Annotated in this window: 14 protein-coding genes and 1 pseudogene; 8 read left to right on the top strand and 7 right to left on the bottom strand. The window is 64.2% G+C overall.

Features of this window, described 5'->3' with window-relative positions; translation table 11 throughout:
• Positions 1-3: 3 nt before the first annotated feature.
• Together AC0L3U_RS06635 and AC0L3U_RS06630 are read left to right on the top strand one after the other, a co-directional pair.
• A complete protein-coding gene (locus tag AC0L3U_RS06635; RefSeq protein ID WP_473361137.1) occupies positions 4-288 on the top strand; it encodes a hypothetical protein in 285 nt (94 codons plus the stop codon).
• Between the two features lie 80 nt (positions 289-368).
• Entirely contained in the window at positions 369-1,085 is a 717-nt protein-coding gene (locus tag AC0L3U_RS06630; protein ID WP_473361136.1) for a peroxiredoxin-like family protein, read from the top strand.
• Positions 1,086-1,109: 24 nt separating this feature from the next.
• Here the strand turns inward: AC0L3U_RS06630 and AC0L3U_RS06625 are convergent, their stop codons facing one another.
• Positions 1,110-1,997 (bottom strand): LysR family transcriptional regulator, encoded by an 888-nt coding sequence (locus AC0L3U_RS06625; RefSeq protein WP_473361135.1) that lies wholly within the window; start codon positions 1,995-1,997, stop codon positions 1,110-1,112.
• A 179-nt stretch (positions 1,998-2,176) separates the two neighbouring features.
• Between AC0L3U_RS06625 and AC0L3U_RS06620 the strand changes: the two are divergent.
• The 3 genes and pseudogenes from AC0L3U_RS06620 to AC0L3U_RS06610 all read left to right on the top strand — a co-directional run bounded on the left by AC0L3U_RS06620 (position 2,177) and on the right by AC0L3U_RS06610 (position 5,250).
• A pseudogene (locus AC0L3U_RS06620) lies at positions 2,177-2,990 on the top strand (3-hydroxybutyrate dehydrogenase).
• A gap of 69 nt (positions 2,991-3,059) precedes the next feature.
• The gene (locus tag AC0L3U_RS06615; protein ID WP_456765387.1) at positions 3,060-4,205 is read left to right on the top strand and encodes a patatin-like phospholipase family protein; all 1,146 of its coding nucleotides are present in this window, start codon (positions 3,060-3,062) and stop codon (positions 4,203-4,205) included.
• Positions 4,206-4,299: 94 nt separating this feature from the next.
• A complete protein-coding gene (locus AC0L3U_RS06610; protein ID WP_473361134.1) occupies positions 4,300-5,250 on the top strand; it encodes an oxygenase MpaB family protein in 951 nt (316 codons plus the stop codon).
• 127 nt (positions 5,251-5,377) lie between these two features.
• Here the strand turns inward: AC0L3U_RS06610 and glgA are convergent, their stop codons facing one another.
• Positions 5,378-6,793, bottom strand: a complete 1,416-nt coding sequence (glgA, locus tag AC0L3U_RS06605) for a glycogen synthase GlgA (RefSeq protein WP_473361133.1) — start codon at positions 6,791-6,793, stop codon at positions 5,378-5,380.
• Between the two features lie 196 nt (positions 6,794-6,989).
• Here glgA and AC0L3U_RS06600 point away from each other — a divergent pair, with 196 nt between their 5' ends.
• The 3 genes from AC0L3U_RS06600 (at position 6,990) to AC0L3U_RS06590 (ending at position 10,628) form a co-directional block, all read left to right on the top strand.
• Positions 6,990-8,186 (top strand): CaiB/BaiF CoA transferase family protein, encoded by a 1,197-nt coding sequence (locus AC0L3U_RS06600; RefSeq protein WP_473361132.1) that lies wholly within the window; start codon positions 6,990-6,992, stop codon positions 8,184-8,186.
• 160 nt (positions 8,187-8,346) lie between these two features.
• A complete protein-coding gene (locus AC0L3U_RS06595) occupies positions 8,347-9,414 on the top strand; it encodes an alcohol dehydrogenase (protein WP_473361131.1) in 1,068 nt (355 codons plus the stop codon).
• A 134-nt stretch (positions 9,415-9,548) separates the two neighbouring features.
• The gene (locus AC0L3U_RS06590) at positions 9,549-10,628 is read left to right on the top strand and encodes an isocitrate/isopropylmalate dehydrogenase family protein (protein ID WP_456765383.1); all 1,080 of its coding nucleotides are present in this window, start codon (positions 9,549-9,551) and stop codon (positions 10,626-10,628) included.
• A 33-nt stretch (positions 10,629-10,661) separates the two neighbouring features.
• Here the strand turns inward: AC0L3U_RS06590 and AC0L3U_RS06585 are convergent, their stop codons facing one another.
• From AC0L3U_RS06585 to AC0L3U_RS06565, 5 genes are all read right to left on the bottom strand, one after another.
• Complete coding sequence (locus AC0L3U_RS06585; RefSeq protein ID WP_456765382.1) at positions 10,662-10,946, bottom strand: hypothetical protein; 285 nt, start codon at positions 10,944-10,946, stop codon at positions 10,662-10,664.
• A gap of 144 nt (positions 10,947-11,090) precedes the next feature.
• Positions 11,091-11,912 (bottom strand): enoyl-CoA hydratase, encoded by an 822-nt coding sequence (locus AC0L3U_RS06580; RefSeq protein WP_473361130.1) that lies wholly within the window; start codon positions 11,910-11,912, stop codon positions 11,091-11,093.
• Positions 11,913-12,023: 111 nt separating this feature from the next.
• Complete coding sequence (locus AC0L3U_RS06575) at positions 12,024-13,373, bottom strand: L,D-transpeptidase family protein (protein ID WP_473361129.1); 1,350 nt, start codon at positions 13,371-13,373, stop codon at positions 12,024-12,026.
• A 372-nt stretch (positions 13,374-13,745) separates the two neighbouring features.
• Positions 13,746-14,117: a helix-turn-helix domain-containing protein gene (locus AC0L3U_RS06570; protein ID WP_026233304.1), complete on the bottom strand. Its 372-nt coding sequence runs from the start codon at positions 14,115-14,117 to the stop codon at positions 13,746-13,748.
• A 29-nt stretch (positions 14,118-14,146) separates the two neighbouring features.
• A complete protein-coding gene (locus AC0L3U_RS06565) occupies positions 14,147-15,193 on the bottom strand; it encodes a LysR family transcriptional regulator (RefSeq protein ID WP_473361128.1) in 1,047 nt (348 codons plus the stop codon).
• Between the last annotated feature and the right edge of the window lie 163 nt (positions 15,194-15,356).

Raw genomic sequence — 15,356 nt, 5'->3', positions numbered from 1 at the left:
CTCATGACGAAATTATCCAGGACCTTGATTGCCACGGCTGCGTTCGCGGTCATCGCCACATCGGCCTTCTCGGAGGCCACATGGGATTTCAAGGCCGGCATGGCCTACATGTATGGCGGACCCGGCAAGATGTCGGCGATGGCCATGGCCCCGGCGGAGAAGAACCACGAGGCCATGATGAAGAGCGCCAAGAAGGTCCCCGACAACACCGTCTTCTTCATGAACAACGGATCGCTGTATTCCACCTCGGGGCGGCTGGATCCGACCGGCAATTTCTACGTCAACTGATCGCGCGCGCATGACGGCCGCCCCTTGCGGGCGGCCGGATCGGGCCCCTAATATTCGTCCCCTGAACGCTGGAGCGCAAGATGACCTCTCTCTCGCCGGCCGATGCCGAGCGGCTCAAACTCGCCTTCCAGCGCTGCCGTGACATGGATGGCACGCTGAACGAGCAGCTTCGCGCCTATGCCGACGCCAGCCGCGACGTGTTCCCGGCCTATGGCGAGGCAGTCGATCATCTGGTGACCAGATTGAATGGAAACGGCGGCGGCGAGACCGCGCCGCGTCCGGGCGAGGCGATGCCGCCGTTCATGTTGCCGGACGAGAGCGGGCGTCTCGTCGCGCTGTCCTCACTGCTGGAGAGCGGCCCGGTCGCCGTGATGTTTTTCCGCGGCCATTGGTGCCCCTATTGTCGGCTCAATGTCCGCGCGGTGGTCCAGGCGCTTGATCGCATCGAATCCATGGGTGCGCGCATTGTCGCGATCATGCCGGAGACGCAGGAATACACCCAGCAGCTCAAGGCGGAAGCTGATGCGCCATTTCCGATCCTGACCGATCTCGACAACGGCTATGCGCTGTCGCTCAATCTCGCGATCTGGCTCGGTGTCGAGATCCAGAGCCTGTTGTCCTACCAGGATATGGCGAAATTCCACGGCAATGATGGCTGGATGCTGCCGATCCCGGCCGTGTTTGTCGTTGGTCGCGACGGTCTGGTGAAAGCCCGCTTCGTCGATCCGGACTTCCGCAAGCGTATGGAGATCGATGATCTGCTTGAAGCGTTGGAAGGCGCGAGCAGGGAAGCCTGAAAGGGTCAGCAGCGAGCGTCGCTGCTAACCCGCAATCTCCCGCCAATCCGCACCACGCAGCATGCGCATCACGGCATTGGCCACCGCCGTACGCTGCCGGCCGGCCACCCCGTAGAGGCTGACGGTGCGGCGGGCGTCCAGCCCGGCGACCGCAGCGCGCGTCAGCGTCTCCGGAACGGGCGAGGTGTGCGGCAGCATGGCGACGCCGATGTCGGCCTCGACCAGCTCGATCAGGTCGCGCTCGTTCGAGATTTCGTGACCCTGTTCGACCGCGATGCCGTGCTCGCGCAGGCTCGCCGAGATACGGGCGGAATGCTCGCAAAACGTCCGGCTCAGCAGCTGCTCCGCGCGCAAATCGTCCAGTGCGATGCTGCTGCGGCCGGCCAGGCGGTGTCCGTCGCTGACCACGAGCTCGAAGCTCTCGGTGAACAGCGGCCAGACATCGAGCCGCTCCCAGGCCTCGTCGATGTCGGCGGCAATCCCGAGCTCGGCCTCGCCCTTCTTCAAGAACTCGGCCACTTCACGACTCGAGCCGCGCAGGAAGCGGAATTCGAGCCGGTTGAACTGCCGTTTGATCTGGTTGAGATGAGGAATGAGCAGCGACAGATCGATCGCATGCGTCAGCGCGACGCGGAGCGCGCCGATCTCGCCGCTCCGGAACGAGGAAGCCAGCGAGCGCGCGCCGATGGCCGCATCAAAACACTGCTTCAAAAGCGGATGCATGCGCTGGCCAAGCTCGGTCAATTGCGCCGCGGGCCGTTCGCGGCGAAACAGATCGCCGCCGAGCTCGGCCTCGAGCTGCTTGATCGCGCGCGTCAGCGAAGGCTGCGTCACGTTGCAGTCCTCGGCGGCACGCGTGAAGTTCAAGAGTTGCGCCACCGCGAGGAAATAGCGGACCTGGTGCATTTCCATTGGATCGGCTCTCCAGCAAGACCAGGCGGAGGCTAGCCGATCGGCGCGGAGAATGACATCCCGGCCGCAATAGCGCCCGGGCATGGTTTCGGAAGCCAACGGGCATTTCCGTCAAACCGGGCGATGCTTCACAGTCGGCTCAACACCAGTCGTCATGTCGGAGGGTTTTGCCAGTGAATATGTCCGTCAAGCCGCAGACGTCCGCCGCCCGGGCGCTCGCAGGCAAGGTTGCCCTGGTCACGGGCTCGACCAGTGGCATCGGCCTCGGTATCGCGCGGGCGCTTGCCGCAGCCGGCGCCGACATCGTGCTGAACGGCCTTGGTGTGGCGGCCGAGCTCGACCGGACGCGCGAGCAGATCGCGGCAGAGTTTGGCGTCAAGGCAAGCTTTTCGCCGGCCGACATGACCAGGCCGAATTCGATCGCCGAGATGATCGCGGCGACGGTCGCGCAGGCCGGCCGGCTGGATATCCTGATCAATAATGCCGGCATCCAGCACGTTGCCGCTGGAGCAGTTTCCGGTCGAGAAATGGGACCAGATCCTTGCGATCAATCTGTCGTCGGCCTTCCACACCACTCGGCTCGCGCTGCCCGCAATGCGACAGAACAAGTTCGGGCGGATCATCAACATTGCTTCCGCGCATGGTCTCGTCGGCTCGCCGTTCAAGGCGGCCTACGTCGCCGCCAAGCACGGCATCGTCGGGCTCACCAAGGTGACCGCGCTGGAGACGGCGGAAGAGGGCATTACCTGCAACGCGATCTGTCCCGGCTATGTCTATACGCCGCTGGTCGAGGCGCAGATCGACGGACAGGCCAAGGCGCACGGAATCTCGCGCGACCAGGTGATCCGTGACGTGCTGCTGGCGCAACAGCCGAACAAGCGCTTCTCGACCGTCGAGGAGCTCGGTGCGCTCAGTGTATTTCTGTCCACCGATGCGGCGGCCACGATCACCGGTATTGCGCTGCCCGTGGACGGAGGCTGGACCGCGCATTGAAGGCGAGTGCGTAACAAACGATCGCGAGGAACGAACATGGCAAGGATACGGGCTCTCAGGGAGCAGGATATGAACGGTGTGAAGCGCGATACCAGCGTGTCGAAGGATCTGCCCGGCCAGGTAGTGCTTGTGCTTCAGGGCGGCGGTGCGCTCGGGTCCTATCAGGCCGGGGTGTACCAGGCGCTGCACGAGGCCGGCATCGAGCCGGACTGGATCATCGGCACCTCGATCGGCGCCATCAATGCCTGCCTCATTGCGGGCAACGCGCCTGACCAGCGGCTGCAGCGCCTGAAGGAGTTCTGGAAACGGATGGAGCAGAATCCGGTCTGGAATCTGCGCACCGCGTTTCCCGGGTTTAACGACAAGCTCGCCTATTGGTCGACCGTGACCCACGGCATTCCCGGCTTCTTCCGTCCCAATCCATTGGCGCATGCGGGCGATTCCTATCCGCTGGGAGCCGATCACGCCGGCTTCTATTCGACGGCGCCGTTGGAGCGGACGCTGCTCGAGCTCGTCGATTTCGGCCGGATCAATCGCTGCGCGCCGCGCTTGACTGTCGGTGCCGCCCACGTCCGCAGCAGCCAGATGCGCTATTTCGACAGCCGCGACGGCGAGCTGACGGTGAAGCATGTCATGGCGTCAGGCGCGCTGCCGCCGGCGTTTCCGGCGGTGCGCATCGATGGCGAGCTCTATTGGGACGGCGGTATTCTGTCGAACACGCCGACCGAGGCGGTCTTTGATGATAATCCGCGCAAAAATTCGCTGATATTCGCCGTGCATTTGTGGAATCCCGTCGGCGCCGAGCCGACCACGATGGCGGAGGTGCTGAACCGGCACAAGGATGTGCAATATTCCAGCCGGATCGCGAGCCAGATCACGCGCCAGCAGCAAACCCATCGCCTGCGCCACGTCATCAGCCAGCTCGCCGCGCGACTGCCCGAGAGCGAGCGCAGCGATCCGGCGGTGAGGGAATTGACTGGCTATGGCTGCCCGACCAGGATGCATGTCGTGCGCCTGCTTGCGCCGCAGCTCGACCGTGAGAACCACACCAAGGATATCGACTTCAGTCCGTCCGGCATCATGCGGCGCTGGGATGCCGGCTATTCGCACACCAAGTCAGTGCTGGAGCGAAGGCCGTGGGTTGGCGAGTTCGATCCCCTCGCGGGCGTGGTGCTGCACGAACATATGGACATCATGCCGATTGCGGCGGAGTGAGGGCTTCGTCCGTCATTGTTTCTCGCAGTGACGATTTCAGGGGAAGGCGGTCCGGGTTATTGTCGCCCGCTGTCTTCGTCGCGAGGCCTTGCAATTGGTCGCTGAGAGAGATCTGGAATCTGCCCTCGATCAGGTTCGTGCTGATATGGCAGGACCGGTTGCCGGCGTGTTCGGCCCTGACACGGTGACCTGGCAGATCGACCGGGAGGCCGTGATCTTTCTCGGTGCCGGTCGTGCGCTGTTGCTGCAGCTGGCGCATCCCTGGGTCGCCGCCGCCATCGCCGAGCATTCGAAATCCTTTGCCGATCCGATCGGCCGCTTCCATCGCACCTTCGACATCGTCTTTGCCATGGTGTTCGGCTCGCTTGACCGCGCGCTGTTGTCGTCGCGGCAATTGCACCGGCGCCACAGCATGATCGTCGGCGAGATGCCGGCGACCGTCGGTCCGTTCGCGGCAGGCTCACGCTACTGTGCCAACGACATCCCGTCGCTGCGCTGGGTTCATGCCACGCTGGTCGAGACCGCGCTGATGGCGCATGATCTGGTTTTGCCACCGCTCTCGGCGGAGGAACGCGAACGCTACTGGACCGAGAGTCGGTTGTTCGGTGCTCTGTTCGGATTGACGGGGGACGACCTGCCCGCGGACTGGTCCGGCTTTGCGGCCTACACCGCGGCAATGGCCGAGTCGGATACGCTGACTGTCAGTCCGGCCGCGCGCGAGATTGCGAGGCAGATTTTTAGCGGCGCCCGTCCGTGGTTGCGGCCACCGCGATGGTATCGTTCGCTCACGGCGAGCCTGCTGCCGGAACGCCTGCGTGTGGGGTTTGGGTTCGAGCTTGACGAGCGTGACACCATATCCGCCGAGAACGCGCTGCGATGGATACGGGGGGTCTATCCAAGATTGCCAGACCGGCTGCGCTACGTCGGTCCCTACCAGGAAGCGCAAGCGCGGCTGCGCGGCGAGCCGCAGCCCGACTGGATGACCCGCTGCCTCAACCGTGCCTGGATCGGACGGTCGCAGATGGATCAGCGCGGGAAGGGGTGAAGTCCTCCGCCGTTGCCACAAACGACCGTCATTGCGAGGAGCTCTTGCGACGAAGCAATCCAGGCTGCTGCCACGGAAACAGTCTGGATTGCTTCGCTGCGCTCGCAATGACGAGGAAACGCAGGCCTCACACTGTCGCCAGCTTCCGGTACAGCGCGTTGTAGCTGCCGGCCGGGATGCTCCAGGAGAACGAGCGTCCCATCGCGCTGCGACGCATGGTGTCGAGCTGGTCTTGCGCCACGAAGGCGGAGAAGGCGCGGCGGACGCCGCCGAGGAAGGATTCGTGCGAGGGTTTTGAGAACAGGAAGCCGGTTTCGCCGTCGGTAATGGTCTCGGCGAGGCCGCCGGTCTGGTGGCCGATCGGCAGCGAGCCGAAGCGCTGGGCGTACATCTGGCTAAGCCCGCAGGGCTCGAAGCGTGACGGCATCAATGTGAAGTCGCTGCCGGCGAAGATGCGGCGCGCCTGGGCCTCGTTGAAGCCGATCACGACCCCGATCGCGTCAGGCCGCCGGCGATGCGCGTCGATCAGCGCCTGCTCGAGCGCCGGCTCGCCGGAGCCGGTGACCACGATCTGCCCGCCGGCATCGACGATCTCATCGGCCGCCGCCAGCACGAGGTCGATGCCCTTCTGGTGCACCAGCCGGGCGACGATGCCGAACATCGGGCCGCGCGATACCGCAAGCCCGAACTGCTTGCGCACATAGTCCGCATTGGCCTTCTTGCCGACCCAGTCGCCGGCGCCGAATTGCTGGGCAAGCTGGGCGCAGGAACGGGGATCCCAGCTCTCGTCGATGCCGTTGAGGATGCCGGTGAGCTCGGCCGCGTCGGAGCGGACTCGAAGCAGGCCTTCGAGACCGCAGCCGAATTCATCCGTGGTGATCTCCCGCGCATAGGTGCCGCTGACCGTGGTGAGATGCGATGCGTAGACCAGCCCGGCCTTGAGGAAGGAGAGCTGGTCGTAGAACTCGACGCCGTCGATGTGGAAGGAGCTCTCCGGTACGCCGATCCGCCGCAGCGAGTCCTTCGGGAAGAGGCCCTGATAGGCGAGGTTGTGAATGGTCAGGATCGACGGCAGCTTGGAGCCGCGCCAGGCGAGGTAGGCCGGCACGAGCGAAGCCTGCCAGTCATTGGCATGGATCAGGTCTGCTGCCCAATCCTTGTCCAGCGTGCCCATCGCGAGCTCAGCGGCGGCCGAGGCAAAGCGCGCGAAACGGATGTCGTTGTCGGGCCAGTCGCGCCCGGACTCGTCGCCATAGGGATTGCCGGGCCGGTCGTAGAGTTGCGAGCACAACAGGACATAGACCGGCAGGCCGTCCCTGGTCGCGGCCCGGCCGAGCGAGCAGGCCGGCATCTCCGCGAACGCCGGACAGCGGCCAACGATCTGAATATGCGTGAGTTGTTCGATGATGTCGCGATAGCCGGGCAGCATGACCCGGATGTCGGCGAAAGGACGAAGCGCTCGGGGGAGTGCAGCGGAAACGGCTCCGAGTCCGCCGACGCGGACAAAGTCGTCCATCTCTGTCGTAACGAACAAGACCCTCAAGAACTGCTGCCCTCTGCCGGAGCCCGATTGCTGCTATGCAAGAACGGGTCCAGTTGCCCCTGGAATTCCCAAGGCCGCCCGCCAGACGCGTCCGTTCGGTAAAGACTTTCCTACTCAGCCGCCGCCCTCTAGGGTCGGCGCACGAACAACAGAGAACTTCGATAAGTTCCTAACTGACCCGAGGACGCAAGCAGGCATGCAGCTATCAGATAAGCATGAGGGGACGACGACAAAGGCCTTCGCCGGCCTCAGGGTCCTGGATTTTTCGACCACCATTGCCGGTCCCCATTGTGCGCGAATGCTAGCGGACATGGGCGCCGAGGTCATCAAGATCGAGACCGACGGCGGCGAGACGATGCGAACCCGGCCACCGCTGCGCAAGGGCTGCAGCACCGTGTTCGGCCAGCTCAACGTCGGCAAGAAGAGCGTCGTGCTCGACCTCAAGTCCGAAGAGGGCAAGGAGGCGGTCCGCCGGCTGGCCGCGACCGCCGACATCCTGGTCGAGAACTTTCGCCCCGGCGTGATGCACCGGCTGCGGCTCGACTATGACAGAATGCGCGCCGTCAACCCGAAGCTGATCTACTGCTCGATCTCCGGTTACGGCCAGAGCGGCCCGTCGGCCGAGCTGCCGGCCTACGCGCCGGTGATCCATGCGGCATCCGGCTACGACATGGCGCATCTCGCCTACCAGCCCGGCCGCAGCCGCCCGGATTATTGCGGCATCTACCATGCCGACGTCGTCACCGGCACCTACGGGTTCGGCGCGATCGCGTCGGCGCTCTACCAGCGCACGGTGACTGGGCTCGGCCAGCACATCGACGTCTCCATGCTGGAATCGATGCTGACGCTCACATTGATCGAGTTGCAGAACTCGCAGTTCACCGTGAAGCCGCCGCCGCGCCCGATGTTCGGGCCGACCGAGACGGCGAGCGGTTATGTCATGATCACGGTTGCCAGCGAGAAGACGTTTCAGGGACTGATGGGCGTGATCGGCCGCCCTGAATGGATCTCCGATCCGCGCTTCTCCACCTACGCCGCGCGTCGCGACCACTGGGCCGACTTGATGGACGGTGTCGAGGCCTGGTCGCGGCAGCTCTCGACCGATGTCTGTCTTGTCGCGCTAGGTGCGGCGGGCGTGCCGGCCTCGGCCTACCGCACTGTGTCCGAGGCTCTGGCCGATCCGCAGCTCGCGCACCGTAAGGCGCTCTCGTCTGTCGAGGATGAAGGCGGCTCGTTCCAGGTCCTCAATCTGCCGTTCCGGATGACCGGTGCCGATACGACACCGGGCAAGACGATGGCCGTGCTTGGCGAGCACACGGACGGACTGCGCGCGGAAATCGGGCTCACCGACGGTGGACCAATTCCGTTGGCCAAAACAGCAGCGCAAACCTGACGGCAAGGTTGACGGACAGCTTCGTGCAGCGAGCAATGCGGCTTTGCGCGTGGCCGGCTTGCCATCATCCGTCAGCCTCAACTAGACAGGTCGAGTTTGTCTCGTCCTGCCGCCCATGGCATGGTGGCGACGACAAGAAAAGTATCCGGGAGGACGCCCAATGAAAAGTTTCAAGGTCGCCGATTTCAAGGCGCCGCTGCAGGAGTTCGACGAGGCGACGCCGCAGCCGTCCGGCACGCAGGTGCTGATCAAGGTGAAGGCCGCCGGCGTCTGCCATAGCGACCTCCACATCTGGGAAGGCGGCTACGATCTCGGCCACGGCCGCAAGCCGCTGTCGCTGAAGGACCGCGGCATCAATTTGCCGCTGACCATGGGGCACGAGACAGTCGGCGAGGTCCTCGCCTTCGGCCCGGACGTGATGTCGTCGGACCAGGGCGACGTGAAGATCGGCGATGTCGGGCTGGTCTATCCCTGGATCGGTTGCGGCAAATGCGCGACCTGTCTCGCCGGCGATGAGAACATGTGCCTGACGCCGCGCTCGCTCGGCGTCTATTGCGATGGTGGCTATTCCGACCACATGCTGGTGCCGCATCCGCGCTATTTGCTCAATCTGAGAGGCCTCGATCCCGCGTCGGCTGCACCCTACGCCTGCTCGGGCGTCACGACCTACAGCGCGCTGAAGAAGCTCGAACAGCACTTCGACACGCCGATCGTGATGTTCGGTGCCGGCGGACTTGGCCTGATGGCGCTGTCGCTCTTGAAGGCGATGGGCGGCAAGGGCGCGATCATGGTCGACATCGACGCGAAGAAACGCGAAGCCGCGGAGCAAGCCGGCGCGCTCGCGACCGTCGATCCCAAGGCGCCCGACGCGATGGAGCAGCTTGCCAAGAAAGCCGGTGGTCCCATTCGCGCCGTGCTCGATCTCGTCGGCAACGCCGCCACCACGCAACTCGGCTTCGACTGCCTGACCAAGGGCGGCAAGCTCGTCATCGTCGGCCTGTTCGGCGGCGGTGCGACCTGGGCGCTGCCGCTGATCCCGATCAAGGCGGTGACGATCCAGGGCAGTTATGTCGGCAATTTGCGCGAGACGCAGGAGCTGCTCGATCTCGTGCGAGCGAAGAACATAGCGCCGATCCCGGTGACGCGGCAGCCGCTTTCCAAAGCCAACGACGCGCTGGTGCAGTTGCAGCAGGGCGCGGTGGTTGGCCGCACGGTGCTGACGCCGTAACGAACGCTCCATCCTCCGTCATTGCGAGCGTAGCGAAGCAATCCAGAAATCCCTCCGCGGACACAGTCTGGATTGCTTTGTCGCAAGAGCTCCTCGCAATGACGAGGCCACACCTTTCGTCATTTAGGAATCCCATGTCCGCAAATAACGCTTTCCACATTGCCGTGCTCGCCGGTGACGGCATCGGTCCCGAAGTCATGGCGCCGGCCATCGAAGTCCTGCGCAAGATCGAGACGAAATCCGGCTTGAGCTTCCGCTTTACCGAGGCGCCGGCGGGCGCCAATCACTATCTCGCCGCCGGCAAGTCGATGCCCGATACCACCATCAAGCTGTGCGAGGATGCGGACGCGATCCTGCTCGGCGCCTGCGGCCTGCCGTCGGTGCGCTATCCCGACAATACCGAGATCGCGCCGCAGATCGAGCTGCGCTTCATCTTCGATCTCTATGCCGGTGTGCGCCCGGCGCGGCTCATTCCGGGCGTGCCGAGCCCGATCGTCGGCGCCGACCAGCGCGGCATCGATCTCGTCGTGATCAGGGAGTCCACCGAAGGCCTGTTCGCCTCGATGGGAAAGGGCGTCGTCACCCATGAGGAGGCGCGCGAGACCATGGTGATCACGCGCAAGACGTCCGAGCGCCTGTTCGAGTTCTCGTTTCGCCTCGCCGAGCGGCGCAAGGCGCGCGGCAAGCCGGGGATGCTGGCCTGCGTCGACAAGGCGAACGTGTTCAAGGCCTTTGCGTTCTTCCGTGGCATCTTCGACGAGATCGCCAAGCGTCATCCCGAGGTGAAGACCGACCGACTCTATGTCGATGCCTGCTCGGCGATGCTGGTGAAGCGTCCTTGGGATTTCGACGTGATGGTGATGGAGAACATGTTCGGCGACATCGTCTCCGACATCACCGCGAGCCTGATCGGCGGCCTCGGCATGGCGCCGTCGGCCGACATCGGTGACAAGTACGCCGTGTTCCAGCCGTGCCACGGCACCGCGCCCGACATCATGGGGCAGGGCAAGGCCAATCCCACCGGGATGATCTTGTCGGCTGCAATGATGCTGGACTGGCTCGCCGACAAGCACGGTGTCGAGGGCGCGGCCGAGGCCGGCGAGCAAATCGAGCGCGCTGTGGACAAGGTCTACGCCGGCGGCCTGAAGCCGATGGAGTTCGGCGGCAGCAACGGCACCGCCGATATTACGAAGGCGGTGCTCGCGGCGCTGTAGTCAAGGAAGAGGGGCCTCGCGGCCCCTCGCAATTCACCAGCGACGCCAGTGGCGGTGGCCGCCCCAGCCCCACGGACGCCCGCCGTAGAAGCGTCGCGGGCCGCCGTAAAAGCCGTAGGCGCCATAATAGTTCGGACGCCAGAAGCAGCGACCCCACGGGTTACACACCCAGCGCACCTGATCGACGTTGGCTGCCGGGCCGCTCGCGATACGGTCGGCCTGCGGAATGCCGTTCGGCATCGCTGCGAGCGCCTGTCCCGATATGAGCGCTGCGCCGCCCAGGGCAGCCAGACCAACAACAGCTAATTTGAGTTTCATCGCAATCTCCCTCGTTTGATGGCGAGAGAACTTCCAGCAAATCAGCTGGTTGCTATGGTGTTGCAGGGGCGTGGGAATTTAATCTTCCTGAATGCATGTTCACGTTGGCTGCCGTCGTTGCTGCGCTTCGTGGCAATAACGGAATCACCGTCCCTGGAACTGCGGCTTGCGCTTCTCCATGAAGGCCTGACGGCCCTCGCGAAAGTCGGCGCTGTCCATGCATGCCGTGCCGACGGCGCTGATTGCCTCCATGTCGCGCGCGCTTTCGTCCTTCAGCACCTGAGCAATGGTGAGCTTGGCGGCCTTGATCGCGAGTGGTGCATTTTGCGAGATCGTCTCGGCGATGGCCATGGTCTCGCCCCAGAGCTGATCTTCCGGAACCACGCGCTCGACCAGCCCGATGCGCAGTGCTTCGGTGGAATCGATGCGCATGCCCGTATACATCAGGAGCCGTGCCCAGGACGGCCCGACCAGCGACACCAGGTGCTTCAAGCCATCATAACCGTAGGCGATGCCGAGTTTCGCCGCGGGAATGCCGAACTGGCTGCCATGGGACGCGATGCGGATGTCGGCCAGCATCGCCACCTGCATGCCGCCGCCGAGACAAAAGCCCTGGATGCAGGCAATCGTCGGCTTGGGATAATCGGCGAGCAGCGCGCGCTGGGCGGCGCTGCGCTTGCCATATTCCTCGGAAGCGGCGGCGTTATGGCGCGTCTTCTCGAACTGGCTGATGTCGGCGCCCGACACGAAGGCCTTGCCGCCGGCGCCGCGCAGGATCACGACGCGCACGGCAGCGTCGTCGCGCAAGGCCGTCAGCGCCTCGCCAAATCCCTCCCACATCTCCAGCGACATCGCGTTGCGCTTGTCGGGATTGTTGAAGGTGATCACGCCGACGCCACCGGCTGTGTGCTTGAGGATCTTGCCGTCGGCGTAGGGAATTTCGGTCGTGCTGGACATATCGGACATCGCGCTCATTTTCGTTGGCGAGGCGCAATGTTCGGCCGCGGCGAGGCCAGGGTCAACCGCGGCAACGGACGTGGCTTTGCAGTCACCTGTGCCGCGATTGCATGGCGCGGTCTATCTCGTCATGTGCGCGGTCAGCGGATGGCTGCCGGCATTGCTGAAGAAGGCCGCCTCTTCGGCGGTCGCCTCCAGCAGCTGCTCGTCCTGGTGATAGACGTCGTTGCGGAACTGGACGGTCTGGTCCTTGGTCATCCATGCCGTGAGATAGATCCAGGCCACCGGCACCTTCTTCGCCATGGCGACCTCGAGATGCTGGCCGCTGGCGATTTCCGCATCGATCGCGGCGCGACTCCATTTCGGCTGGTCCTTCAAGAGCCAGGCGGCGAGATCGCGCACATTGTCGACGCGCGAGCAGCCATGGGAATCGAAGCGGTAATCATCGCTGAACAGATTGCGCTGGTTGGTGTCGTGCATGTAGACCGAATAGGAATTCGGCATGTCGATCTTGACCGCGCCAAGCGCGTTGAACGTGCCGTTGTGCTGGCGCACGGTGAAATTCGGCGTGTGCGTGCCCGACCAGTCGACAGAATTCGGGTCGATCGGATTGTCGTGGGCGTCGAGCACCTCCATGTGCATGCGCGACAGATAGCCGGGATCCTTGCGCATATGCGCGGAGATCTCGGTCTTGGCGATCGAGGAGGGCACCGTCCAGGTCGGATTGAGGACGACGCTGCTGATCTGGGCCGTCAGCGTCGGCGAGGGTTTTTCGGTCTTGCCGACGATCACGCGATAACGCCTTACCACGACGTCGTTCTCGACCGCTTCGGCGAAGGCGGCGGGGATGTTGACCACGACATAGCGTTGGCCGAAGCCGAAATTCATGTTCTCGAGTCGCTGCAGCGAAGCCTCCAGCTGCCGGATGCGCTTCTGCACCGGCACGTTCATCGCCGCAATCGTGCGCGGCGTCATCGTTCCGGTCGGCGCGAGGCCGTGGCGGGCCTGGAAGCGTTTCACGGCGTCGGCGAGATCCTGGTCGAAGGCGCCGCTCGCCTTGTCGGCGGCAAGATCGCCGGAGACGATCAGCCGCTTGCGCAGGATATCGTCGTTGGCGCCCTGGGCGCCGGGCGCGAATTTGGAGTCTGCCGGGATCGCCGGCCAGCCGCCGCGCACGGCAAGATCGGAATAGCTCAGCGCCGCATCCTTGATGCGCTGGGCGGAGCCCTCGTCATAGGTCGGCTCGTGCGTCAGCGCGAGCGCCGCGGCCGAGCGGCTCTCTGCCGTCGAAGCGGACGCTGGCGCGGCCGTTTTCGGTGCGGCTGCGTGGGCCGGATTGGCGGTGGCCGGTACCGTGCCAGCCGCAGTCGCCGGCTTGGGCCCGGCCTGTCCAATCGTCTCGGTCTGGGCAAGCGCAGAGGCGCTCGCAAGCATGCCGACGGCAATGATCATCGCATGGCGTTTCGACATGTGTCCCATCTTCCCATGAGAGCGAGGCCCGGGCGGGCGCTCGCATCGGCAATTCCCCGGTTCGTCGTGCTGATTCGAGAAATCGGCGGCAGGCTAGCGCCTCCCGGTTGCGGCTCCCTTAAGCACGGCGCATCGCGAGCCCGGCACGCCGGACGGCGGTCTCTGGATTGGGTCGCGACAGGGCCGGAATGGGTTCGCGAAAACCGCGGGCGAGTGCGGGAAAAATGGTCAACAAAAAGGGGCGGTCATGCCGCCCCGAGAAGTCCGCGCAAGCGCGGGCCGGATATATCTCGTCCGGGCTCGTCCAATCCAGCCGCGCCCCGTGACGCGGCGGATTGAACATCGGGCGGAAAGGCGCGAACGCCGATCGGCTCAGGCTTCGTTCGCTGCGATCGATTCCATCAGCGAGACGAGCTGACGCTGCACCGTCTGGTCCTTGATCTTGCTGTAGGCGCGCAGCAGGCGGAGGCTGAAGGCCGAGTCCAGGAAGAGCAGGCTCTCGACTTCGCGCGCCTTGTTGTCGCCGTCATAGAAGAAGGTCACGGGCACATCGAGGGCGGTGGCGATCTGCTGAAGCCGGGCCGCGCCGACGCGATTGACGCCCTTCTCGTACTTCTGGACCTGCTGGAAACTGACGCCGAGCTTCTCGCCGAGCTCGGCCTGCGAGACCTTCATCTCGACGCGCCGCAGACGGATTCGCTTGCCCAGCTCAATGTCCGGCTTGCCGGCACTGCGCTGCTTCATTCTCTTCGCCGCTGTCTTCATCTTTTTTCTCATCGGTCTTCGGTTGAAAACCCCCCGAAGAGCTGGGTCAGGGGTTCGCCCATATACTCGTCCTTGAATTCATGCGGGTGCACGAACTCTTCCTTAAACCACGGGAAACGCGCCGGATTGAAGGCTTCGATCAGCCAGTCAATCATGTGCCGCACGCGCGGAATCCGGCCGCTACCAGGATGGTAGGACAACCAGATATCCAGCGATCTGTTCAGCTCGACTTCCAGTGGAATCAACTTCCCGCCAAGCGCAACGGCGTAGCTCGGGAATACGCCGATTCCGGCACCATTCGCGACCGCCCAGTAATTGGCGCTCGAGACGTTGGTCTTCATGACCAGAAGGTCACGCTCCGGAACGCCGGGGAAGAAGCTCTCGAAAGTTTGCTTAGCATCGAGCTGGTCGGCGAACTGCAGCACCAGCCGGTGCTTGATCAACTCCATCGCCGAACGCGGCGCGCCATGTTTCGAAATGTATTTCTCGGAGGCCCAGAACATCAGATGCATGCGGCCGAGCCGCACCAGCTTGACGTCGAGCGCCGCAGGCCGCGACAGGTGAATGGCGACGTCGGCCTCGTGGCGAGAGACGTCGGCCGAGCGCATCGCGCAATGCAAATCGACCAGGATCTTCGGATACGCCTGCTGGAATTCGACCAGTCGCGGGGCAAGCCAGAATGTGCCAAGTCCCTCGGTGATGGCGACGCGGACCTCGCCGGCCAGGGCGTTCGTCGTCGAATCGCTGGTGCGCAACACGTCGAAGGCGGCTGCCTCCATTCGCTCGACGGCGGAGACCACCAGCGCGCCTTCGTCGGTCAGGCGGGTTCCGTGGACGTCGCGGGTGAACAGGGTGGTGCCGGTCTGGCGTTCGAAATCATCGATCCGGCGGCGGACGGCGTTGATCGACAGCGACAGGCGCTCGGCCGCCGAGCGGAAACTTCCGCATCGGACAACTTCCAGGAAAATGCGCGCCGCATCCCAGTCCGACAGGCCGCTGATGTTTGTCTTTGGGCGTTCCTCCAGAGGAACGCCCCTTTCCGCCAAGGAGTGCATACAAGTCCCTTCGGGTCGCTAAACTGGCAGAATCTGGGGCAAACCACAACCACGGCGGGTTGGGGAACGACGAGTTTTGAACGTCATCCTTACTACGCCGCAGGTGGTATTCGGGTGCTGCCAGGGCGGGAACAAGGGCTGGGAATCGGGCAAACCATCGCCC

Source organism: Bradyrhizobium sp. Kon69, assembly GCF_055807515.1.
The sequence above is the reverse complement of the archived record's forward strand: the minus strand, read 5'-3'. Positions and strand labels throughout refer to the sequence as shown.